The sequence below is a fragment of the Burkholderia sp. JKS000303 genome (genome assembly GCF_002563755.1).
Taxonomy (GTDB): Bacteria; Pseudomonadota; Gammaproteobacteria; order Burkholderiales; family Burkholderiaceae; genus Burkholderia; species Burkholderia anthina_B.
The window spans coordinates 673,388-694,879 of sequence record NZ_PDBZ01000003.1; the positions used below are offsets into that span (position 1 = coordinate 673,388).

Below are 21,492 nucleotides of genomic sequence, written 5' to 3' on the forward strand. Positions count from 1 at the left end.
ATGGCAACCATCGACGTCAGGCACGTATACAAGCTGTTCGGGCCGGAGGCCGCGCATCCGCGCGTGCTCGACCTGTTGCGGGCGGGCAAGCGCAAGGCCGACGTGCTGTCGGAAACGGGCTGCAACGTCGGACTCAACGACGTGAGCCTCGGCATCGCGTCGGGCGAGATCTTCGTGATCATGGGGCTGTCGGGCTCGGGGAAATCCACGCTCGTGCGTCACTTCAACCGGCTGATCGAACCGACGGCCGGCGAGATCGTGATCGACGGCAACGACGTGATCAGGCTCGATGCGAACGGATTGCGGGAATTGCGCCGCTACAAGGTCAGCATGGTGTTCCAGAATTTCGGGCTGCTGCCGCACCAGACCGTGCTCGACAATGCCGCGTACGCGCTGCGCACGCGCGGCGAGAACCGGCACGACGCGCTCGATGCCGCGCGCGACTGGCTGACGAAGGTGGGGCTCGACGGGTATGGCGAGCATTACCCGGACGAGCTGTCGGGCGGGATGCGGCAGCGTGTCGGGCTCGCGCGTGCGCTGGCGGCCGACACCGACGTGCTGCTGATGGACGAGGCGTTTTCCGCGCTCGATCCGCTGATTCGCACCGAAATGCAGGATCAATTGCTCGAGTTGCAGGCGACGCTTTCGAAAACGATCGTGTTCATCACGCATGATCTCGACGAGGCCTTGCGCATCGGCGACCGGATCGCGATCCTGCGCGATGGCACGCTCGTGCAGGTCGGCACGCCGGACGATATCCTGTCGCGGCCGGCCGACGAGTATGTACGGCGGTTCGTGGAGAAGCGGACCGGCGTGAACTGACCGGTCGGGTCGGCTCGCGGATGAAACGCGGCGCATCGCGACGAGCGGTGCGCCGGTTTTTTACCGGACGCCGGCGATACGAACCCGCGCGGCATGCCGGCGTTTCGCCGTCAGCCCTGACGCGGTGAGTTCGCGTCCACGTACACCCACGCCGATGCGCCCGACGCGAGCACGACGAGATCGCGGCGGTATGCATCGACTTCGTAGTCGTCCGCGTGCTTCAGTTCCTCGGGCGTGATCGCGAACACGGTGCCGCTGACCTTGTCGCCGGGATTACCGGTATAGGTCACGACCGGGTGATGCGTCTTCCCGCTGGTCGCGACGACCTCGGGATCCTTGATTTCCAGCATCGCGAGCGAATAGCCGGGCATGTGATCGGCATGACCGCCCAGCAATCGGCCGAACGTTGCAAGCTGCACCTGTTCGAGCTGAAGCGTGCCGTACGAGAAAAGGTTTTCTGAAAGCGTGGAATCGACGTTCGACATGACGGATATACGTGGAAGCGGAGTCGTCGATTCTATAACCTCATACGGATGCCTGCAGGGAAGCCGGGCTGCGGTGTGCGATTCGTACCGACGCGCCCGGCCGCCGGATCAATGTGCGACGGTTTCCCGCGCGCCGGCCGGCACGCCGCCCGCCTCGCCGCGCAACGCATCGGCCAGGATCAGATCCGCGCCTTTTTCCGCGACCATCATCGTCGGCGCATTGATGTTCCCCGACGTGATGTTCGGGAACACCGACGCATCGACGATGCGCAACGCCTTCAGCCCGTGCACGCGCAGCGATGCGTCGACGACCGACGTCGCCGCATCCGGCCCCATCGCGCACGACCCGCACAGGTGGTAGATCGAACCCGACTGCTCGCGGAAGTACTGCCGCATCGCTTCGTCGGAATCGACCTGCGGCCCCGGCGAAATTTCCTCGACCGTCATCGCCTTCAGCGCCGGCGCCTGCATCAGCGCGCGGATCACCTTGCTGCCCTGCACGGCTTCGTCGAGATCCTTTTGCGTGGTGAGTGCATTGATGCGGATTTTCGCGGCATCTTCCGCGCGGTTCGATGCGATCTCGATCGTGCCGCGGCTCGTGGGCCGGCACGGGTTGAACGCGATCAGAAAACCGGAGTAGGGCTCGGGCTTGATGCTTGCGCGATCGCTCTTCGGGATCCGGTACGACAGCGGGTTGAAGTAAAGCTGCAGGTTCGGCTCGTGCGTGTCCGCCGTGCCGCGGAAGAACCCGCCGGCCTGGTTCACGCTCATCGCGAGCGGGCCGCGCTTCGTCAGCAGATAGCGCAATCCGATCTTCACCTTGCCGAGCAGCGTCCCCATCTCGTTGTTGAGCGTCGGCCGGTTCGCCTTGAAATAGAAGCTCACGCACAGGTGGTCCTGCAGGTTGCGGCCGACGGCCGGCAACGCATGCACGAGCGGCACGCGATGACGCGCGAGCAGCGCCGGATCGCCGACGCCCGACAGTTGCAGCAGCTTCGGCGTATCGACCGCGCCGGCCGCGAGAATGACTTCGCGCGCGGCGCTCAGCGTTTCGTCGCCGCGTTCGCCCGCGACGATCACGCCGGCCGCACGCGTACCGTCGAACGTCACGCGGCGCACGAGCACACCGGCGCGCAGCGTGAGATTCAGCCGGCCGAGCGCGGGTCGCAAATAGGCGAAACTGCTCGAACAGCGTTCGCCGTGCTTCGTGTTCAGGTCGTAGATGCCCGCACCTTCGAACCGCGCACCGTTGAAATCGTCGGTGCGCGGCAGGTTCAGCTGCTCGCAACCCTTCAGGAATTCATGGACGATCGGATGCACGTCGGCCTTCATCGACGTGATGTGGATCGGCCCCGACGTGCCGTGATGCTGCGGATCGGTTGCGCCGGCCGCGTGCGTTTCGAGCTTGCGGAAGTACGGCAGCACGTCGTCGTAGGCCCAGCCGGCATTCCCGGCCGCGGCCCAGTCGTCGTAGTCGCTGCGCTGGCCGCGCACGTAGACCATCGCGTTGATCGAGCCCGAGCCGCCGACCACCTTGCCGCGCGGGCAGTACAGGCTGCGACCGCCGAGCTGCGCTTCCGGTTCGCTGTAGTACATCCAGTTGTAGCGGCGGTTGTAGTAGGTCTTCGTGAAGCCGACCGGCACCTTGAACCAGAACGACGCGTCCTGTTCGCCCGCTTCGAGGAGCAGCACCGAGTGCCGGCCCGATTCGCTCAGGCGGTTCGCGAGAATGCAGCCGGCCGATCCCGCGCCGACGATGATGTAGTCGTAGGTCATGTCTCGTCCTTCGTGCTCAGCCCTTCGCGGGCGCGAGATCCTTCACGTCGACGGGTTTCTCGCCCATCTGCAGATGCAGCCGCTCGCCGGTGTACGGCGTGTGCCGGCGCACGACGTCCATGTCGAGCTCGATGCCGAGGCCCGGCTCGTTCGACGGGATGATGTAGCCGTCTTCCCAGCGGATCGGGGTCTTCACGACCTCCGCATGGAAGCCGCCCCAGGTCATGATGCTTTCCTGGATCAGGAAGTTCGGCGTGCAGGTCGCGAGCTGGATGCTCGCGGCCGCGCCCACCGGTCCGTTGTACAGGTGCGGCGCGATCTGCGCGTAGTGCACTTCGGCGAGGGTCGCGATTTTCTTCGCTTCGAGCAGCCCCCCGACACGGGCGACGTTCAATTGCAGGATCGACGCGCCGCCCGCCTGCAGCAGCTTGTGGAATTCGTATTTGGTCGTCAGGCGCTCGCCGGTCGCGATCGGAATCGACGTGTGCTTCGCGACGTCGGCGATCGCCTCTTCCTGACCCGGCGGCACGGGCTCCTCGAACCACAGCGGGTCGTATTTCTCGAGCCGCTTCGCGAGCCGGATCGCCGACGACGGCACCATCTGACCGTGCGTGCCGAACAGCAGGTCGGCCTTGCTGCCGACTGCTTCGCGTACGCGGCGGCAGAACAGCTCGCAGCGATCGAGCACTTCCAGCGACAACTGGTGGCCCGAATAGGCCGTGTACGGGCCGGCCGGATCGAACTTGACCGCCGTGAAGCCGCGCTTCACGTTCTCGGCCGCGCATTCGGCGGCGAGATCGGGATCGTCGTAATCGTATTCGCCGTTCGCGTTCTTCGGGTACAGGTACGTGTACGAGCGCAGCCGTTCGTGGATCCGGCCGCCGAGCAACTCGTACACGGGCTTGCCGGCGGCCTTGCCGACGATGTCCCAGCACGCCATCTCGAGCCCGCTGACGACCCCCATCATCGTCAGGTCGGGCCGTTGCGTGAAGCCGCTCGAGTAGGTCTCGCGGAACAGCCGCTCGACGTGGTGCGGATCGTGGTTCAGCAGGTAGCGGTCGAACACGTCGTCGATGATCGGGCCCATCGCCTTCGGGTGGAACGTCGCCGAGTAGATCTCGCCGACGCCTTCGATGCCGCAGTCGGTCTTCAGCTTCACGAAGATCCAGTACATCCCGCCAATATGCGGCGGCGGGACGGCGACGATGTGGGTTTCGAGCGAAACGATCTTCATGCGGACTCCTTGAGGCGGTTGACGCGATTGATGCGGTTGAGACGATGTTTGAGGCATGCCGCGGCGCCCGCGCCACACAGAGCGATGGCCGCGATATAGCCGAAATAGAGCTGATAGCCGTGTGCGCCGGGCCAGGTCTGCGTCACGTAGCCGTTGATCAGCGGCACGAACACGTCGGGCGAATAGCCGAGCACCGAGATCAGGCCGATGGCGAGACCCGCGCAGTGCGTGGGCACGCGGCAGTCGTCGAGCAGCGACCAGTAGAGGCCGCGTATCGCATAGGTGAGGATGCCGATGAACAGCACGAGCACGACGAGCATCGCTTGCGGGCTGTGCGGCGGCGCGGCGATCAGCCCGACGAGCGACAGCGCCGCGAGCACGAGTGCCCAGAACAGCACGGACACCTTCGACACGCGGTCGCCGAGGAAGCCGCCGCCGATCCCGCCGACGGGGCGCATCCACAGCTTGAGGGTCGTGATGAAGCCGGCCGCGGTCGCGCTCAGCCCGAAATTGCCTTCGTGCAGGTAGGCCGAGAAGCTGTAGGTGGCCCAGAACACCTGATAGCCGCAGAACACGATCGCCGCGACGAGCCACAGCTCGGGAATCGCCGCGAGCGTCTTCAGATCGGTCAGCACATTGGTGCGGCGGTCGTTACCGCGGAGGTCGTCACTGCAGCGGTGCCGCGCTGCCTGGCGCCCGTCGGCGCGCGGTCGATCCTTCACCAGCGCAAGCAGCACACCGAGCGCGATGCAGAAGCACGCGTACAGATGCACGACGAGCGTGAAGCCGGCCGCGTCGGTGCCGCCTCGCGCCTGCGTCACGTACGCGAACAGCGTGATCGCGATCGTCGCGAGCAGTGCCTCGACGAGCCCGCGCCCGCCGTCGAGCAGCCCGAAGAAGCGGCCCTGTTCGTCGGGGCCGGCGATCATGTTCACGCGCTTGATCACGGCCGCCCAGAACGTGAGGCCCGTCGTCAGCCCCCAGCCGCCGAAGATCAGTACGAGCGCGTCGAACGACGGTCCGGTCGCGTAGACGAGGCCGAGCGCGCCGGTCGCGAGCAGCGAGAAGCAGATCAGCCAGCGCGGCGACAGACGGTCGGCGAGCCAGCCGCTCGGCAGGTAGCTGAGCAGGAAAATCGTGCCGAGCGACGAGTACAGATAGCCGAGTTGCACGTCGTCGATCCGGAAGAACTGCAGCATCGTCGGCTGGTACACCTGCCGCAGGTACAGCATCGGGTAGATCGCGCCGGCGGCGATCACGAGCAGCAGCAGCTGCAGGTAGCGCTGCGCGCGCGACTCGTGCGCGGCGCCGGACAATGCGAGCGACGCGGCGGGCGTCGACGGCTGGGTGGGCATGATGTCTTCCTCCATCAGGCGCCCTGGAAGCGGGCGTCTGCAGATTTGTTATGTGCAGGTCGATCGTGGGAACGGCACGTGCGACGGGGGCCGTTGCCATGCGCGCCGGAAAATGGCACCGGGAAATGGCGCCGGGGCGTGCGTCAGTGTCAGTACTTCATGACGACGAGGCGCGTCTGCGTGAATTCGAGCATGCCGTGCTTGCCGTCGTCGCCGCCGAGCCCCGAGCGTTTCCAGCCCGCGTGAAAGCCCTGGTACGGATCGGCCGGCGTGCGATTGACGTACAGCTCGCCGGCTTCGATCGCGTTCGCCACCTTCATCGCGGTGCGGTAGTTCTCGGTGTAGAGCACCGACGACAGCCCGAACTGGTGATCGTTCGCGAACGCGATGGCCTCGTCGATCGTCGTGTAGCGCAGCACCGGCATGATCGGGCCGAAGGTTTCCTCCTGCACGATTTCCATGTCCTGCCGGCAGCCGGTGAGCAGCGTGGCCGGGTAGAAGAAGCCGGGGCCGTCGGGAATTGCGCCGCCCGTTTCGAGCGTCGCGCCGGCCGCGACCGCGCGTTCGACCATTGCATGGATGTGCGCGCGCGCCGATGCGCTGACGAGCGGGCCCATGTTCGACGGATCGGCTGCGCGATCGCCGCTGCGCACCGCGGCCATCTTCGCCTTCAGCAACGCGACGAAGCGGTCGTATACGCCGTCATGCACGTACACGCGTTCGACGGCGGTGCAAAGCTGCCCGCAGTGCGTGGTCTTCGACGCGACGAGCGCCGCGGCCGCGCGTTCCAGATCGGCATCGGGCTCGATGATCGCGGGTGTCTTGCCGCCGAGTTCGAGCGACGGCTTCGCGATGTTCGCCTTGCAGTAGTCGAGCACCTTGCGGCCCGCGTTCACGCTGCCCGTGAGCGTGATCATTCCGACCGCCGGATGCGTGCACAGCGCCTCGGCCGTCGCATGATCCATCGTCAGGATGTTGACGACACCCGGCGGGAAGCCCGCGTCGTCGACGGCTTTCGCGATCTCGAATGCCGACACCGGCGTGTGGTTGCTCGGTCGCACGACCACCGTGTTGCCGGCGATCAGCGCAGGCGCGATTTTGCGCAGCAGCGTGTAGACCGGATAGTTGAACGGGATCAGGCACGCGACGACGCCGATCGGCTCGCGTTGCAGGAACAGGTTTTCGTCGGGCGTGTCGCTCGGAATGATTTCACCTTCGATCCGGCGCGCCCATTCGGCGTGATAGCGCGTGATCTGGCCCGCGTAGACGGCTTCGTTCGACGCGTCCTCGACGCTCTTGCCGGATTCCCGAGCCAGCGCCGCGCCGATCTGCGGGGCGCGTGCGGTGAGCGCATCGGCGAAACGATGCAGGTACGCCGCGCGCTCGGCGCTCGGCAGCGTGCGCCAGCCCTTTTGCGCGGCGGCGGCCGCGTCGGCCGCGGCGAGCGCGTGGGCCGGCGTCGCGGCGGGCACGCGCGCGAACGGCGCTTCGGTGGCGGGATCGTGGACGACGATGAACGCGTCGCTTTCCGGGACGACGAAACGGCCGTTCACGTAGTTGCGTTCGGTTCGCATGAAGAGGCTCCTCCAAGGGGGGGCGGGCGGATCGCTTCGGATGGCGAAACGCGCGACAACAGGACAGGAGCCATTCTGTTCATGCGTTTATTGCACGACAAACGACTTATTTTCGCGCCGAGCATGAGAAAAACGCACGTTACTCGGCCGGGCAACCGGAATCGCCCGTCAGACAAGGCCACCGCGGCGACCGGGACGGCGGGCGGCGGCGGCACCGGCGGGGGTATTCCCCGACTGATTTGCGTGTGTCGGGGCGCGGGAGCCGGCAGGGCGGCGCCCGCCAGCCAGGCGACGCGTGAACAGGCCCCAGGGCCTGTTCACGCTAATAACGGGCCCTTCTGGTGGCCAGCCCCACGAATGAATTTTCCAAAACAGGGGAACGTGCCTTTCCGCCCGCATGTCGGCGTCGTTCGTCGTTGCAATAGCTACGGCTATTGCGCCTCCTCTCTCCTTGCCCTACGGGCGGAAAGGCACGTTCGCAAGCCCGTTATTAGCGTGAACAGGCCCTAGCGCAGCGGCACCTGCGGCAGCGGCGATGACGGTTCGAGGTGGCGTTTCGCGAGCCACACTTCCTGTTGCAGCCAGTCGCGGAACTGCACGATGTGCGGCAGGTTCGTCTGTTCGGGGCGCGTGACGAACCAGTACGACTGATGGCCGTCGACGTGTACGTTGAGCACCTGCATCAATTGCCCGGTCGCGAGCTCGCGCGCGACCATGTGGCGGTCGGCGATCGTGATCCCGAGGCCGTCGATCGCCGCGCGGATCGCGTGGTCGAGCAGGTCGAACTCGTAGCCGCCGCGCGTATCGACATCGGCGATGCCGGCGGCTTTCAGCCAGTGCTGCCAGGTCAGGTAGCGCTGGTCGTCGGTCGCGAGCACGTGCAGCAGCGTGAAGCGGTTCAGGTCGATCGGCGCGCCGTCTTGCCGCAGCCGTGCGTAGAGCGCGGGAGCGCAGACGGCGATATGCTGCTCCTGCATCAGCAATGCGTTGTCGAAGCCATCCCATTCACCGTCGCCGAAGCGGATCGCGCAGTCGAGCACGCGCGATTCGCCGAGGCTGTCGTGGATCCGGGTCGTGAGGCTCAGCTCGAATTCGGGATGTGCGTCGCGCAGCCGGCCGAGGCGCGGCATCAGCCAGCGCGCGGCGAAGGTCGGCGGGACGTTGGCGCGCAGGCGGTTCAGATGGGTTTTCTCCTGCAGGCTGCGCACGGTCAGCTCGATCTTGTCGAACGACTGTTGCAGCGCGCGCAGCAGCACGCGCCCGGCCGCCGTCAGTTCGAGCTGGTGATGGCGGCGCTCGAGCAGCGTTTCGCCGAGCTGGCCTTCGAGCTGGCGCACCTGCCGGCTCACCGCGCTCTGCGTCACGTTGAGCAGTTCGGCCGCGCGTGTAAAGCTGCCGGTGCGGCCGGCCATCTCGAAGGCTTTCAGCGCATTCAGCGCCGGCATCTTGCGTCTCACGGGGCGGTGTCGTGTTTGGTGCGGGATGCTTATTGTAGGCGGGTGGACGGCGCGGCGGGAACGACGAATGACGCGGCCGGCCGATGGGCCGCGCGCAACGGATATCGGGGTTTTCACGACCTGCCGGGCGGCGCGTTTTTCTGCGATAAAGCTGCGCGCAAGATTGCCGGCGGCCTGGCCGGCAGCCAGACGAAAGACGGAGAGGAAACACATATCATGCGACGCCTGCCATCGTTGATCGCGTTGCGATTTTTCGAAGAAGCCGCGCGTCATCTGAGCTTCAACCGCGCGGCGGTTTCGCTGTGCGTGACGCAAGGCGCGGTGAGCCGGCAGATCCGCTTGCTCGAGGAGGCGCTCGGCGCGCGGCTGTTCGAGCGCGATCACAAGGGCGTGCGTCTGACGGATGCCGGCGAGCGGCTGCTGCCGTTCGTCGGGCAAGCGTTCGACACGATCGAGCGCGGCGTCGGCGAGATCGCCGCCGCACGGCCCGGCGCGAAGCGGCGCCTTACGGTGTCGCTGCCGCCGACGTTCGCGACGCAGTGGTTTTCGCCGCGGCTCGGCACGCTCGCGGAGGTGCTGCCGGATGTCGAGCTGTCGATCCGCACCGAGCCGGCCGACGATTGCCATTGCCACATCCGCTTCGGGCGCGTGGCGCGGCCGGGCATGCAGTCGGAGCTGCTGATGATGGAGCGCCATGCGCTGGTTGGCGCGCCGCGCTACCGCGGCGACGCGCTCGATGCGCTGCTCGGCCGGCTGCCGTCGCTGCACGTGCTGCACGAGGGCAAGCGCCTGACGTTGTGGGCCGACTGGTGCGAGCAGGCAGGGATCGCGGTCGAGCGGATCGGCGACGGCATCGAGTTCTCGACCCTCGAACAGGCGATCCGCGCGGCGCGCAAGGGCGCCGGGCTTGCCGTGGTCGACCTCACGATGATCGAGGAGGAGATCGCCGAGGGCAGCCTCGTGGAGCTGTCGCCGGTGCTGCCGATCGGGCCGTTCGGTTATTGGCTCGACATCGCGCCGGAGAACGTCGCGATCGAGCCGGTGCGCGCGTTCGCCGCGTGGCTGCGGGAGCAGGCGGCGAGGCAGGGGTAGGGGCGACGATGCGACGCGGCTGATCGGGACGTTGGAAAACCCGAGCCTCGTCCTAATCCGGCACGCATGGTCTCCGCGTTGTTATCCGTTAAAGATGGTTACCGTGCCGGCTGTGGGTCATTGGGTCATTGATCGGGGTCCTGGCCGAAATGGAGAAGGGTTTTCCGGCGCCCGACGGCCCTTGCTTCAGCTTCCGAAATGATGGGCAACTGACTCTTCGAGTGATCGATGCGCCCCGTATCGAAGACTTTTCTTGGTGGCCGTGATACGGGCTGGCTGGCGGGGCGCAGGCCGTGCTCCGCGGCAAAGCCGCGCATGACGCGCGCCAGGCTGTCATGGAGTGCGTTCGCGATGAACGTACCGATGACCTGCATGGTTTCTACGCGGTGCCCGATTGTCGAGCGATCTCGCTTCGCCGCAGTGCGTGCGATCCGGAATCCCGTGATGCGACAGCGCTTGACAGTCATTCGTAAATCTCCTTTTCAATCAGGTATGCGCGCAGCGCCCGCACGGACTCGCGATGCGGTGCGACGTCGAATGTCATCCACCGGTGCGACCCGGCTACTCGCCAGAAGTCGCGACCGGCTCTCGTCGCGTAAAGTGCCCGCAGCGATCGAAGGGACCCGTCGGCCAGCCCGATCGGGTATCCGCGGAAGTACTGGAACAGCGCTGCTTCGTCATCGTGCTCGCCGGGAATCGGTGCATCGAAGCCGAATCTCGGCCACGCGTAGTATCCGTAGAGTCGTGGGCCGCCGGGTTTCGGCGCAGCCTTTCGACCGCCCACGGCCAGTGCGACGATCCGAGGGATGCCCAAGGTAGCGCACGCTCGAGCGATTCTCCAGAGCATGGCCGCGCCGAGTCCGACGACCGCGCTGTCGGAAAGATCGATGGTCTCTAGTTCGAGTACGGACGCGTCCGTGCTTCGAAGGACGGATATCCGATTCTCGGATCGGATCAACGCCGGGTGGGTGACGGCGAAAGTCAGCCTGCCTGAACTGTCGAGATAGCTCTCGATATCCGATTCGGCCGGCGCGCCGCACAGGGACACGAGCAACTCGTCGGTGACTTCGCCTTCGATACCAAGCAGCGCGGGAATGTCCAGATCGTTTCGCTCGACCGTCAGTCGATCGTCGAAGTAAATCGCTTCGTACGGGAGAACATGACTGAGATCGACATGAAGGGCCGGCATGGTCGTGCACAGGAAACGGAAAGCCCCAGCATATCGCCGCGAATCCGGCGGCCCCAGTCTGCCGAACAGCCAGCTCGAACGTGCCGCAGCGGGGCGTCCTGCCGGGCTTCCGCCCGGCTCGTACCGATACACACGATGTCGCGTCGCGCCTGCCGGCGGGCCCGGCCCTTCCGGCAAGCGCGCCGCGCATCGGTCCTTCAGTGCCCGGCCGCCTCCTCCAGCGTCAGGTGCTTCGTCTCCGGTGCCCAGGCGATCGACACGATCATCCCGACCAGCAACACGCCGGCCAGCGCGAACATCGTCGCGTGAAAACCGAGCGTCGCGATGCCGACCGGCAGCAGGAACGTGCCGATCGCCGATCCGAGCCGGCTGCACGCGATCGCGAGGCCGACGCCGCTTGCGCGTACTTCGGTCGGGAAGCACTCGGGTGGAAACACGCCGACAAGATTGCTGAATGCCGACATCGTCAGCGTGAACACGGCAAACGCAACGATCATCGCGATGGCCGCCGACGACGGCAGCAGCGCCAGCGCGACGAGCGACGCGCACGTTACCGCGAACGACCCGATCAGGAAGCCGCGCCGCGACAGCCGGATCGTGAGCCAGATTCCGATCAGCGCGCCGAGCACGAGGAAGCCGTTCAGCATCAGGTCGGCGCCGAAGCCTTCGGCGAGGCCGATCGTCTTCAGGATCGTCGGCAGGAACGTGTAGATCGCGAAGTACGGAATCACCAGGCACACGAAGAACGCGCAGTTGAAGATCGTGCGGCGAATCAGGTCGCGCTGGAACAGTCGGGCAAAGCCGCCGTGCGCGTGCGGTTCGGTGGCGCCGTCGAGCATCACGTGCGGCCCGAAGTGCTTTGCGACGATCGCGCGCGCTTCGCGCTCGCGGCCCTTGCCGAGCAGCCAGCGCGGCGATTCGGGCGTGCCGATCCGCAACACGAGCACGACGAACGCCGGCAGCGCGGCCGACGCCAGCAGCCAGCGCCATGCGTCGGGCGCGACGTCGCTGTAGGCGAGGCCGAGCACGTTCGCCGCGACATAGCCGATCGTCCAGATCACGCTGAACGAACCGAGCAGCGCGCCGCGATGCTTGCGCGGCGAGAATTCGGCGAGGATCGCGTGGCCGACCGTGAAGTCGCCGCCCATCCCGAAGCCGATCAGCACGCGCAGCAGGCACAGTTCGAGCGGCGACGACACGAAGAACTGCGCGAACGCGGCTGCGGTGATGATCACGAAGCTCGTCAGGAATATTTTCTGGCGACCCATCCGGTCGGACAGCCAGCCGAACACGAGGCTGCCGAAGAAGATGCCGACCAGTGCCGAGCTGCCGATCATCCCCATCCAGAACGCATCGAGCGGCATCTGCTTGCCGAGCGCGGCCAGCGCGTAGCCGATCGTGCCGAGCGTATAGCCTTCGGTGAAATGCGCGCCGAACGTCAGCCCCGCGATCTTCACGTGGAAGCGGTTGAGCGGCACGTCGTCGAGTGCGACGGGGTGGTGCGGCACATCGGCGCCGCGCGACGGCGGCAATGCGCGCGCCGTGCCGGATTGAAGGTTGGCTTGATTCAAGCTGTCTCCTGGATTGTTGTGCGTCCGGCATGCGACGTGCGGGCATCGAACGACGCCGGGAAGCCGTGCCGGGCGCCGCGCGGCCGGATGGCGCGCGGCGCATGTCGAGCGTCGGGACCGCCGGGCGCGGTCAGCGGCCGAGACCGGCCATCAGCGTGTACTTGAGCTCCACGTACTCGTCGAGGCCGTACTTCGAGCCTTCGCGGCCGAGCCCCGATTGCTTGACGCCGCCGAACGGCGCGACCTCCGTCGAGATGATCCCGTCGTTGACGCCGACCATCCCGCTTTCGAGCGCGCCGGACACGCGCCATGCGCGGCCGAGGTCGCGCGTGTAGAAGTACGCCGACAGACCGAACGGCGTGTCGTTGGCCGCGGCGACGGCTTCTTCCTCGGTCGTGAAGCGGAAGCAGCCGGCCACGGGGCCGAAGGTTTCCTCTTCGGCGATCAGCATGTCGGGTGTCATGCCGGTCAGCACGGTCGGTTCGTAGAAGGTGCCGCCAAGCGCGTGGCGCTTGCCGCCGGTGAGCACGCTCGCGCCTTTCGCGGTCGCGTCGGCCACATGCCGCTCGACCTTGCCGAGCGCCGCTTCGTTGATCAGCGGCCCCTGGTCGACGTCGCCCGCGAGCGCGTTGCCGACGCGCAGTGCGCGCACCGCGTCGGCGAGCTTGCGCGTGAAGGCGTCGTACACGCCGTCCTGCACGAGGAAGCGGTTCACGCACACGCAGGTCTGCCCCGTGTTGCGGAACTTCGATGCGATCGCACCCTGCACGGCCGCGTCGAGATCGGCGTCGTCGAACACGATGAACGGCGCGTTGCCGCCGAGTTCGAGCGACAGCTTTTTCAGCGTGTCGGCCGACTGCTTCGCGAGCAGCTTGCCGACGCGTGTCGAGCCCGTAAACGACAGCTTGCGCACGACGGGCGAATGCGTGAGCGCCTCGCCGATGGCGACCGCGTCGCCCGACACGACGTTGAACACGCCGGCCGGCACGCCCGCACGCTCGGCGAGCACCGCGAGCGCGAACGCCGACAGCGGGGTTTCCTCGGACGGCTTCAGCACCATCGTGCAGCCCGCCGCGAGCGCGGGGCCGGCCTTGCGCGTGATCATCGCGAGCGGGAAATTCCACGGCGTGATCGCCGCGACGACACCGACCGGTTCGCGCGTGACGACGATCTGCGCGTCGGGCTTCGGGCTCGGGATCACGTCGCCGTACATCCGCTTCGCCTCTTCCGCGAACCATTCGAGAAAGCTCGCCGCGTACGCGACTTCGCCGCGGGCTTCCGCGAGCGGCTTGCCCTGTTCGCGCGTCAGCAGCTCGGCGAGCGCGTCGCGATGTTCGAGCATCAGTTCGCCCCAGCGTTTGACCCGGGCGCCGCGCGCCTTCGCGGTCAGCGCGCGCCAGCCGGGCAACGCGCGCGCCGCGGCGTCGATCGCGCGCTGGGCGTCGTCTGCGCCGCCTTTCGCGACTTTCGCGATGGTCTCGCCGGTCGCGGGGTTCAGCACCGCATAGGTCGCGTCGCTCGCGCCATGCGGTTCGTGCCATTCGCCGCCGATGTAGTGGCCGGTTCTGAGAAATTCGGTCATCGTGTGTGGTTCCTTCAATCCGTGAAGCTGCCCTGCGCCGGGCGCGACGCGCGCGCGATGCGCCGGCCGGCCGTGTAGTCGTTGATCAGGTCGCACGGCGTGTAGTTGCGTTCGAGCTCGTGCAGTTCGTCTTCGCCGAGTCGGGTTTCGAGCGCGCCGAGCGCGCTGTCGAATTGCGCGACGGAATCGGCGCCGACCAGCATGCTGGCAATGCCGGGACGGCTCAGCACCCAGGCCTGCGCGATTTGCGCGGGCGGCACGCCGCGCCGCTTCGCGACCTTCGCGACCGATTCGGCGATCGCGAGCGATGCCTCGTCACCGTACATCTGCGCGGTGAAGAAGTCGGTCTGGTTGCGCGTCGATTGCGACTCGCAGGTCAGCAGGCCGCGTGCGAGCGGGCTGAATACCGACACGCCGACGCCCTGGTCGATGCAGTACGGCACCATTTCGCGCTCTTCCTCGCGATATGCGAGGTTCAGCTGCAACTGCATGTTGATCGGCTTGTCCCAGCCGTTGCGCTCGCACACCTGCATGATCTTTGCGAATTGCCACGTATACATCGTCGACACGCCGATATAGCGGGCCTTGCCCGCGCGCACGATGTCGTGCATCGCGCTCATCGTTTCCTCGACGGGGGTGTTCACGTCGAAGAAGTGCAGCATGAAGATGTCGACGTAGTCCATTCCGAGACGCTTCAGCGACCCGTCGATGCCGTCCAGCACGTGCTTGCGCGAATGGCCGCCGGCGTTCGGATAGCTGCCCATGTCGTAGCCGACCTTCGTCGTGACGACGAGCTCCTCGCGGCGCGCGTTGCGCTTCAGGATGCGGCCAACCACTTCCTCGCCGACGCCTGTCGAATAGAAATCCGCGAGATCGATGAAGTTGACGCCGGCATCGAGCGCGCGGCGCACGATCGGTTCGCTCTGCGCTTCGTCGAAGATCCACGGCTTCCATTCGGGCGTGCCCATGTTCATCGTGCCGAGGCACAGCCGGGACACCTTCAGGCCGGACTGGCCGAGGCGGACGTATTCCATGCTTCCTCCTGATTCGGCCTTGCCGGCCGTTCGTTGTCGGTCAGTGCTTGTTCGGCGTGTAGAACGGGTTCGATACGTCGCGCGCGGCGGCGAACACCGCGTCGCGATGCGGCAGCCCCTCCATCGCGGCGACGATCGCGTTGCGGCACGCGCGGTAGTTGTTCTCGAACACGGCGTCGAGATCGTCGGTCTTCGGGTTCACCCAGTTCGCCGACACGACGACCCAGTCGTTCTCCGCTTCGGGCGGCAGCGTGCCGTTTTCGAGCGCTTCGGCGACCGCCTTCGCGATGCCGGCCTGCGAGGCGCCCCACGTCGCATTGCCGTGGAAGTCGCCGTCGATCTGCGCCTTGTTCACGTACAGCGTGAGCGGCTTGGTCGGTATGCCCGGCTGCGCGATCACGACGAACGGCGCATGGCCGGCCGACGGCGTCGCGAGTGCGGTCGCGAACGCCTGCCCGGCGGGACCGTTGCGCGGGCCGATCAGCACGTTGATGTGCGCGAGGTTGACGCCGGGGCCTTCGAAGCCTTCGCCGATGAAAAGCTGTCTGGGTTGCAGTGCGGTCATTGCTGTGTCTCGTCGATGAGGTGGGTGTGAGGCGATTGTCGGGGGCCGCGGCGCGGCCGGTGAATCGATGTTTTCTGATCGAGGTATGAGTTTTCGTCGTCTCCGGGAAAGCCCTGAACGCCGCGCGCGAACGCCCGCCGGCCGGGCGGCCGGTGCTTCGGGACGGTGTCGCGGAACGGGCGGTGCGGGCGGACGGCTGCCTGCCGGCTCCGGGTTTGTCATACCCGGGCAGGGGTTGGAGGGCCGTGCGGGTCTGGACAACAATCGGCATCGCCAGTCCCATCTTTCGTCGCCCCGTCCTTTTTCGAAAGCGAGTAATTCCGATGGCAGCCATTCAGAAGCCCGATTGGTCGAAGCTGAGTTCGCTCGACCCGGAGCTGATCCGCGCATTCGTTGCCGTCGTCGAGAGCGGCGGCTTTACCGCGGCGGCCCGGCAACTGCATCGCACGCAGTCGACCATCAGCCTGCGGATCCGGACGCTCGAGGAGCGGCTCGACACGCACTTGTTCATGCGCAACAGCCGGCGGCTCGAACTGTCGCGGGACGGCGAGAACTTCCTGATTCACGCGCGGCGGATCATCCAGGTGCAGAACGACGCGATCATCGCGCTGAAGCAGACGAGCAGCGACCGCGGCGTCGTGCGTTTCGGGTTGCCCGAGGATTACGCGGAGTTGTGGTTGCCCGACCTGCTGAAGTCGTTTTACGCGCTGCGGCCGGGTGCGCGCCTGCACGTGCATTGCCGGATGTCGCTCGAACTGGTCGAGCGGCTGCAGGCAGGCGAGCTCGATGTCGCGCTGGTGGTGCGGCATGGGCCGAATGCGGGCGGGCGGTTGCTCGGCCGCCACGACGTCGTGTGGGCCGCGCATCGAGACTTTGCGCTCGACCCGCTCGCCTCGGTGCCGCTCGCGCTGTTTCCTGAAACCTGCTGCTACCGGCAGCGCGGGCTGCAGGCGCTCGCGACCGCCGAGCGGCCGTATCACGTCGTCTATACGAGCCAGAGCCCGACCGGCATCAAGATCGCGGTGAACCATGGCGCGGCCGTCACGATGATCGACCGCTGCACGCTCCCCGGGAACTGGCGCGTGCTGGACGACGCAGACGGTTTGCCGCCGTTGCCGCCGGCCGATCTCGAGTTGCATCGCTCGCCCGGCATCTGCGATCCGTTGACCGACGATCTGGTCTCGCTGATCGAGGCGATGGTCGACGAACGGCGGCGGGCGTCGCTCGAGGCGTTCGCGTAGTCGAGCGCCCGGCGCGCGGATGCCGGGGCGGCAGGCCGGCACTCCGTCGAGCCGGGAGTCCCGGAATCGGGAAGGCCGGTGGACGGCGCGGGTGCTGCCGCATGCCGTTTTTTGCACCGCAATGCCGTTTTTTTGCACGGCGTTTATATCTCTTCTTCTAAGCTCGGGATGTGTTGAACAGCCGCGACGGCCTCCGTCCGTTCCATGACCTTCATCCATCCTGTCCCCGCTTTCGATGTCGCCGGCCGCCAGTTGCGCACCGGTGAGCGCCGCAGCGTCATTCCGCTTCCTTTGGTGCGCCGGCGCCCGCGCCTGCAACTGCCCGTCACGCTGACGGCCGGTTCCGCCGCGCTCGCCCACGCCCGGCTCGCGGCGCTCCTGCATTCCCCGCTCGGCGTCCATGTCGTCAGCGCGCGCACCGTGCGCGACGTGATCCACGTGCAATTCGACATCGCGGCGGAGGATCTGGACTTCACGCTGCGCATGCTGATCGCGCTGCAGGCCGACGCGGTGATCGGCCCCGTCGCCCGCCGGTTGCATGTCGGATCGCAGCACCGCCAACCCGGGGCGCGCTGATTGCTTGTTCGGTCCGCCACCTTTTCTCCGGTTGCCGTGTTGTCGGTGAACCGGTCGAGGTGGACGTTCGTGCGCCGCGTCGTACGCGGCGCCGGCCCTCGACAGGGAGGATTCATGTATCTCACGGAAGAAGTGCGCATCGCGCGGCCGGCAGGCCGGCGCGTGCGGGGCGCGACGCTGCCGTCGGGCAGGCAGCTCGCCCGGCAGTTGATGGTGACGGTTCGCGCGGCGGACGTGCTGCTGCGCCAGGCGATCCGGATGCCGGATCGGCATCAGTGGTCGGTCGACCTCGAGCGGGTCGACGCGGCCGGCGGCCCGTTGGCCGCATGGGATTCGCACGTGACGTTCCGCATCGCCAGGGTGTTCGAGCCGGCTGTCGACGCGAACGCGCGGGCCGGCGATCCCGACCAGGTCGCCGTCGACATCCGGTTGTTTCTGCCCGAGCAGGCCTATCTGGGCGAACAGCGTGTCGGCATTTTCGGCCGGCGGCATGGCAACCGGTTCGGCGCGACGCTGTCGGTGACGGCCGGGTCGCAGTGGGGCGGCGGGCGCAACGAATGCATTCCGCCCGCCGGGCGGCACGTGCATGGCGACACGCTCGAGGCGCTCGTCGACACGGTCGCGGGCATCGTCAACGCGGCGCTGCCGGCCGCGGGCCATCCGCGAGCGGGCGAGGCGTGACGCCGCACGCAGCGGCGCCTGATCGCGTTCAGGCGTCGCCGGTCTGGCCGGTCTGGCCGGTTTGCCGCTGCAGGTCTTCCATCAGTTGTTCCGCGAGAAAGTCGCACGGCGGGCGCTTCGATTTCGTGCTGCGCGCGAGGATCAGCTCGAGCGGCGGCAGATCGGGCAGCCCGTGCGAGCGGCCGAGCATCGACAGTTGCGCGGGAATCGCGCAGCGCGCGAGCGGCGCGACCGCGAGGCCGGCTTCGACCATGCTCAGCAGTCCGAGCAGGCTCGGGCTTTCGTAAGAGGTCCGGAACGGCAGCTTCGCGCGTTCGAGGCTGCGGATCGCGTTCTCGCGCGCGACGCTGCCCGGCATGAACACCGCGATCGGCAGCGGCCGTTCTTCCCATACGCGCGGCCCGTTCGTCATCGCGGCCCACGCCATCGGCTCGTGGCGGATGAAGTCGCCCGACAGCCCCTTGATGCGGGTGCCGCACACGAGATCGACGGTGCCGTCCTTCAGCAGCGGCGCGAGCGCGCTGCTCGGCAGCCCGATCACCTGGATCTCGACCTTCGGATAGGTCGCCGAGAATTTCTTCAGCACCGACGGCAGCAGCGACGACGCATAGTCGTCCGGCACGCCGATCACCACCTTGCCGGTCACTTCCGGGCGCACCACGGCCGCCCACGCTTCGTCGCGCAGCGCCAGCATTCGTCTGGCGAATCCCAGCAAGACCTCGCCTTCGCGCGTAAGCACGATGCTGCGCGGCTTGCGCACGAACAGCGGCCGTCCGATTGCGTCCTCGAGGCTCTTGATCTGCATGCTCACGGCCGACTGCGAGCGGTTCACGGCCTCGGCCGCACGGGTCATGTTGCCGGTTTCCGCGACGGCGACGACGGTGGCCAGCACGTCGTGATCGAGCATCTTCATCGGTATCAGGAAAACTGAATGTAACGATCAGCATTATGCGTTTTTATTGTCGCAATGTGTCTGCCATAGTGGAATCACACCGGCTGCATCGTTCGATGCCGTGCGGCAATGGCGCCGGCGTGGCCGGCATGCAGTGTTGAACAGGGAAAGTGGTACCGATGATGGATCATCCATTGCGCGCCGCACTGGCCGCGGAATTGCATGCCCGGCCGTTCCTGCGGCTCGCCGAAGCCGTGTCGCTCACCCACTATGCGATCTACGCGGACGGCCAGCCCGATCTTCACGAAACGCTGCTGCACGCGCTGTGCCGCGATACCGGCATTGATGCGCCGCACGAGGGCGCGACGCACTATGCGGTGCAGTCGCCGTCCGGCTGGCATCTGAAGTGGGAACGCCACACCGAATTCTCGACCTTCACGTTCGTTGCGCCCCGCCGCGACACCGGCTATTTCGACGATCTCGCGATCGAAGGCATCCCGGCCGCGTGGTTCGCGCGGCTCGCCGGGATCCGTTTCGTCGCGGTGCGCATGGAGTTGCTGTCGGGCGACGCCGCGCGGCTCGTGTGCGGCGACCTGCGCCGCTGGATCGACGGGCCCGCGCTCGTCGGCAGCCGCGTGCTCGGCGGCGGCAAGGTGTTCTGCGACTGGCATGTGCGTGCCGACGGCTTCATGCGCTTTCTCGTCGTCGACGAGGATTTCCGCGAGGAGCAGGGCGGCCGTTTGCTGCAGCGCCTCTATGAGATCGAGACGTACCGGATGATGGCGCTGCTCGCATTGCCGGTTGCGCGGCAGATGAGCCGCGAGCTCGACGAAATTCATGCGGCGCTGCATGCGCTGATGCAGCGGATGGACGCGAGCGGCGCGGCCGGCGACGACGCGGCGCTGCTCGTGAAGCTCACGCATCTCGCGGTGCGCGTCGAGGCGCTGTCGGGGTCCGGCGGGCGTTTCAGCGCGTCGCGCGCGTACGAGAAGCTCGTGCTGGCGCGCATCCAGGAACTGCGCGAGGAGCGCATCGAAGGCATGCCGACGATCGCCGAGTTCATGGAGCGGCGCTTCGCGCCGGCAATGGAAACCTGCCGCAGCGTGTGGGCGCGTCACGAGCAGATCGCCGCGCGGATCGCGCGTGCCGTCGACCTGCTGCGCACGCGCGTGAATCTCGCACAGGAAAAGGACGTGACGCGATTGCTGGCGGGCATGGAGCGCACCGCCCGCAACCAGCTTCATCTGCAGCACGCGGTGGAAGGGCTGTCGGTGGCGGCTATTTCGTACTACGTGCTGTCGCTTGCGGCCGCGGCGTTCAAGGCGCTGCACGTGATGAACCTGCCGGTCGATCCCGAACTGGCGGAGGGCCTGCTGATCGCGCCGGTCGTGTTCGCGGTGATTCACATCACGCGGCGCACGCGCGCGCAGCTGGCGCGCTCGGAGGCCGCGCATGACGGTGCGCCCGTGCATGCGGCGGCGTTGAAGCAGGCAAGCTAGAACATCAATGACATATCAAAGGAGTGGAGATGAATCATATGCAAACGCAACCTCGATTCTTCAGCGGCCTCGACGCGTTCGACGAGCCGGTTTGGGACGAAACGGGTGCGCCGAAAGAGGCGCACGTGACGTCGTATCAGGCCGCGATGCTGGAGCCGACGACGTCGCTGGTCGGTGGCACGCTCGATCGGCCGGATGTCGCGGCCGTGGCGATTCTCGGGTACAACTGACGCGGCGTTGAACGTGGTGAACACCCGGTCGTGTGTGCGCCGGGCGGGTTTGTATTGTTTGCCGGTGCGACCGACCGTGACTTGCGGTGATGCTCAGTCGCCCGACTGGTCGTTGGCCCGCATGCGCGGCATCGTCGGATACTCGACCCACTGGGCTTCGATCTTGCGGTCGGGCAGAAAATGAAACTCGATATAGCCGTCGCGCTTGTTCGGCAACTGCGGGACGGCGATGTCCGTCTCGTAGATTTCCGGCGACATGTGCTTCGCATCTTCGTCGGGTGTCAGGTCGTACGTGATCTTGAGGTGCCAGGACTTCTTGTTGCGCGGCACTTCCATGCAGCAGACTGTACCGCCGCCACCGCCGAACTGGCGGGCGTGCACGCTGCCCGCGCCGAAGCCGTCGACGACGAAGTTGTAGACGCCACGGCTGGTGTAGTTGAAACCCACCACGCGATAGGGGCCGTAGCTGGCGGTCTGTGCATGCAGCCACCATGCGCCGCCTAATAGCACGACGGCGACGATGAGCGGGTTGCGAATGAGGCGGTGCATCACGCCCAACATGTCCATGACTCCATCGTTCGAGCCATCACGTTTGTCCGTCTAGCGGGCGTCCGGAACATGCGCGTCGATCCGACGG

At 66.8% G+C, this 21,492-nt stretch carries 21 protein-coding genes; 7 read left to right on the forward strand and 14 right to left on the reverse strand.

Translation table 11 applies throughout. From position 1 onward, the window contains the following. Window positions 1-822, forward strand: a complete 822-nt coding sequence (locus tag BX604_RS30970) for a quaternary amine ABC transporter ATP-binding protein (RefSeq protein WP_098554616.1) — start codon at window positions 1-3, stop codon at window positions 820-822. Between the two features lie 110 nt (window positions 823-932). Here BX604_RS30970 and BX604_RS30975 read toward each other — a convergent pair whose 3' ends face one another. The 6 genes from BX604_RS30975 to BX604_RS31000 form a co-directional block, all read right to left on the reverse strand. Then, window positions 933-1,307, reverse strand: coding sequence for a gamma-glutamylcyclotransferase family protein (locus BX604_RS30975; protein WP_098554617.1), 375 nt, complete (start codon window positions 1,305-1,307; stop codon window positions 933-935). A 108-nt stretch (window positions 1,308-1,415) separates the two neighbouring features. Further along, window positions 1,416-3,083 carry a GMC family oxidoreductase gene (locus BX604_RS30980; protein ID WP_098554618.1) on the reverse strand — a complete coding sequence of 556 codons (1,668 nt, stop codon included), beginning with the start codon at window positions 3,081-3,083 and terminating at the stop codon, window positions 1,416-1,418. 16 nt (window positions 3,084-3,099) lie between these two features. After that, entirely contained in the window at window positions 3,100-4,317 is a 1,218-nt protein-coding gene (locus tag BX604_RS30985) for a mandelate racemase/muconate lactonizing enzyme family protein (RefSeq protein ID WP_098554619.1), read from the reverse strand. Further along, window positions 4,314-5,672 (reverse strand): MFS transporter, encoded by a 1,359-nt coding sequence (locus tag BX604_RS30990; protein WP_098555157.1) that lies wholly within the window; start codon window positions 5,670-5,672, stop codon window positions 4,314-4,316. The genes BX604_RS30985 and BX604_RS30990 overlap by 4 nt, the downstream gene beginning before the upstream one ends. Window positions 5,673-5,821: 149 nt before the next feature. Then, window positions 5,822-7,246, reverse strand: a complete 1,425-nt coding sequence (aldA, locus tag BX604_RS30995; protein WP_098554620.1) for an aldehyde dehydrogenase — start codon at window positions 7,244-7,246, stop codon at window positions 5,822-5,824. Window positions 7,247-7,752: 506 nt separating this feature from the next. Then, entirely contained in the window at window positions 7,753-8,691 is a 939-nt protein-coding gene (locus BX604_RS31000; protein WP_096500608.1) for a LysR substrate-binding domain-containing protein, read from the reverse strand. A gap of 228 nt (window positions 8,692-8,919) precedes the next feature. Between BX604_RS31000 and BX604_RS31005 the strand changes: the two genes are divergently transcribed. Continuing rightward, window positions 8,920-9,795, forward strand: a complete 876-nt coding sequence (locus BX604_RS31005) for a LysR substrate-binding domain-containing protein (RefSeq protein ID WP_098555159.1) — start codon at window positions 8,920-8,922, stop codon at window positions 9,793-9,795. A gap of 125 nt (window positions 9,796-9,920) precedes the next feature. On the opposite strand, the gene BX604_RS31010 is transcribed toward BX604_RS31005, so the two are convergent. The 6 genes from BX604_RS31010 to fae form a co-directional block, all read right to left on the reverse strand. Next, window positions 9,921-10,262 (reverse strand): hypothetical protein, encoded by a 342-nt coding sequence (locus BX604_RS31010; RefSeq protein ID WP_098554621.1) that lies wholly within the window; start codon window positions 10,260-10,262, stop codon window positions 9,921-9,923. Beyond that, window positions 10,259-10,984 (reverse strand): hypothetical protein, encoded by a 726-nt coding sequence (locus BX604_RS31015; RefSeq protein ID WP_098554622.1) that lies wholly within the window; start codon window positions 10,982-10,984, stop codon window positions 10,259-10,261. Before BX604_RS31015 ends, BX604_RS31010 begins: the two co-directional genes overlap by 4 nt. A gap of 197 nt (window positions 10,985-11,181) precedes the next feature. Continuing rightward, complete coding sequence (locus BX604_RS31020) at window positions 11,182-12,516, reverse strand: MFS transporter (RefSeq protein ID WP_226278860.1); 1,335 nt, start codon at window positions 12,514-12,516, stop codon at window positions 11,182-11,184. A 169-nt stretch (window positions 12,517-12,685) separates the two neighbouring features. Beyond that, a complete protein-coding gene (locus BX604_RS31025; RefSeq protein ID WP_098554623.1) occupies window positions 12,686-14,137 on the reverse strand; it encodes an NAD-dependent succinate-semialdehyde dehydrogenase in 1,452 nt (483 codons plus the stop codon). A gap of 14 nt (window positions 14,138-14,151) precedes the next feature. Continuing rightward, entirely contained in the window at window positions 14,152-15,171 is a 1,020-nt protein-coding gene (locus BX604_RS31030) for an aldo/keto reductase (protein WP_098554624.1), read from the reverse strand. A 40-nt stretch (window positions 15,172-15,211) separates the two neighbouring features. Next, on the reverse strand, window positions 15,212-15,736 hold the full coding sequence (gene fae / locus BX604_RS31035; protein ID WP_098554625.1) for a formaldehyde-activating enzyme: 525 nt from the start codon (window positions 15,734-15,736) through the stop codon (window positions 15,212-15,214). A gap of 323 nt (window positions 15,737-16,059) precedes the next feature. On the opposite strand from fae, the gene BX604_RS31040 reads away from it, so the two are divergent. The 3 genes from BX604_RS31040 to BX604_RS31050 all read left to right on the forward strand — a co-directional run bounded on the left by BX604_RS31040 (window position 16,060) and on the right by BX604_RS31050 (window position 18,234). Continuing rightward, a complete protein-coding gene (locus BX604_RS31040) occupies window positions 16,060-16,977 on the forward strand; it encodes a LysR family transcriptional regulator (protein ID WP_096500594.1) in 918 nt (305 codons plus the stop codon). Between the two features lie 204 nt (window positions 16,978-17,181). After that, window positions 17,182-17,553, forward strand: a complete 372-nt coding sequence (locus tag BX604_RS31045) for a hypothetical protein (RefSeq protein WP_098554626.1) — start codon at window positions 17,182-17,184, stop codon at window positions 17,551-17,553. Between the two features lie 114 nt (window positions 17,554-17,667). Then, window positions 17,668-18,234 carry a hypothetical protein gene (locus BX604_RS31050; RefSeq protein ID WP_098554627.1) on the forward strand — a complete coding sequence of 189 codons (567 nt, stop codon included), beginning with the start codon at window positions 17,668-17,670 and terminating at the stop codon, window positions 18,232-18,234. A 28-nt stretch (window positions 18,235-18,262) separates the two neighbouring features. On the opposite strand, the gene BX604_RS31055 is transcribed toward BX604_RS31050, so the two are convergent. Continuing rightward, the gene (locus BX604_RS31055) at window positions 18,263-19,147 is read right to left on the reverse strand and encodes a LysR family transcriptional regulator (protein ID WP_098554628.1); all 885 of its coding nucleotides are present in this window, start codon (window positions 19,145-19,147) and stop codon (window positions 18,263-18,265) included. Between the two features lie 158 nt (window positions 19,148-19,305). Between BX604_RS31055 and BX604_RS31060 the strand changes: the two genes are divergently transcribed. Then, window positions 19,306-20,625 carry a DUF3422 family protein gene (locus BX604_RS31060; protein ID WP_098554629.1) on the forward strand — a complete coding sequence of 440 codons (1,320 nt, stop codon included), beginning with the start codon at window positions 19,306-19,308 and terminating at the stop codon, window positions 20,623-20,625. Between the two features lie 29 nt (window positions 20,626-20,654). Then, entirely contained in the window at window positions 20,655-20,855 is a 201-nt protein-coding gene (locus tag BX604_RS31065; RefSeq protein ID WP_098554630.1) for a hypothetical protein, read from the forward strand. A gap of 93 nt (window positions 20,856-20,948) precedes the next feature. Here BX604_RS31065 and BX604_RS31070 read toward each other — a convergent pair whose 3' ends face one another. Continuing rightward, entirely contained in the window at window positions 20,949-21,416 is a 468-nt protein-coding gene (locus BX604_RS31070; protein WP_179894939.1) for a DUF3304 domain-containing protein, read from the reverse strand. Between the last annotated feature and the right edge of the window lie 76 nt (window positions 21,417-21,492).

Excerpts from the sequence above, each read along its gene's own strand:
- BX604_RS30970 (WP_098554616.1), top strand. The coding sequence starts at position 1 with ATGGCAACCATCGACGTCAGGCACGTATACAAGCTGTTCGGGCCGGAG.
- BX604_RS30975 (WP_098554617.1), bottom strand. The coding sequence starts at position 1,307 with ATGTCGAACGTCGATTCCACGCTTTCAGAAAACCTTTTCTCGTACGGC.
- BX604_RS30980 (WP_098554618.1), bottom strand. The coding sequence starts at position 3,083 with ATGACCTACGACTACATCATCGTCGGCGCGGGATCGGCCGGCTGCATT.
- BX604_RS30985 (WP_098554619.1), bottom strand. The coding sequence starts at position 4,317 with ATGAAGATCGTTTCGCTCGAAACCCACATCGTCGCCGTCCCGCCGCCG.
- BX604_RS30990 (WP_098555157.1), bottom strand. The coding sequence starts at position 5,672 with ATGCCCACCCAGCCGTCGACGCCCGCCGCGTCGCTCGCATTGTCCGGC.
- aldA (WP_098554620.1), bottom strand. The coding sequence starts at position 7,246 with ATGCGAACCGAACGCAACTACGTGAACGGCCGTTTCGTCGTCCCGGAA.
- BX604_RS31000 (WP_096500608.1), bottom strand. The coding sequence starts at position 8,691 with ATGCCGGCGCTGAATGCGCTGAAAGCCTTCGAGATGGCCGGCCGCACC.
- BX604_RS31005 (WP_098555159.1), top strand. The coding sequence starts at position 8,920 with ATGCGACGCCTGCCATCGTTGATCGCGTTGCGATTTTTCGAAGAAGCC.
- BX604_RS31010 (WP_098554621.1), bottom strand. The coding sequence starts at position 10,262 with ATGACTGTCAAGCGCTGTCGCATCACGGGATTCCGGATCGCACGCACT.
- BX604_RS31015 (WP_098554622.1), bottom strand. The coding sequence starts at position 10,984 with ATGCCGGCCCTTCATGTCGATCTCAGTCATGTTCTCCCGTACGAAGCG.
- BX604_RS31025 (WP_098554623.1), bottom strand. The coding sequence starts at position 14,137 with ATGACCGAATTTCTCAGAACCGGCCACTACATCGGCGGCGAATGGCAC.
- BX604_RS31030 (WP_098554624.1), bottom strand. The coding sequence starts at position 15,171 with ATGGAATACGTCCGCCTCGGCCAGTCCGGCCTGAAGGTGTCCCGGCTG.
- fae (WP_098554625.1), bottom strand. The coding sequence starts at position 15,736 with ATGACCGCACTGCAACCCAGACAGCTTTTCATCGGCGAAGGCTTCGAA.
- BX604_RS31040 (WP_096500594.1), top strand. The coding sequence starts at position 16,060 with ATGGCAGCCATTCAGAAGCCCGATTGGTCGAAGCTGAGTTCGCTCGAC.
- BX604_RS31045 (WP_098554626.1), top strand. The coding sequence starts at position 17,182 with ATGACCTTCATCCATCCTGTCCCCGCTTTCGATGTCGCCGGCCGCCAG.
- BX604_RS31050 (WP_098554627.1), top strand. The coding sequence starts at position 17,668 with ATGTATCTCACGGAAGAAGTGCGCATCGCGCGGCCGGCAGGCCGGCGC.
- BX604_RS31055 (WP_098554628.1), bottom strand. The coding sequence starts at position 19,147 with ATGAAGATGCTCGATCACGACGTGCTGGCCACCGTCGTCGCCGTCGCG.
- BX604_RS31060 (WP_098554629.1), top strand. The coding sequence starts at position 19,306 with ATGATGGATCATCCATTGCGCGCCGCACTGGCCGCGGAATTGCATGCC.
- BX604_RS31065 (WP_098554630.1), top strand. The coding sequence starts at position 20,655 with ATGAATCATATGCAAACGCAACCTCGATTCTTCAGCGGCCTCGACGCG.
- BX604_RS31070 (WP_179894939.1), bottom strand. The coding sequence starts at position 21,416 with ATGTTGGGCGTGATGCACCGCCTCATTCGCAACCCGCTCATCGTCGCC.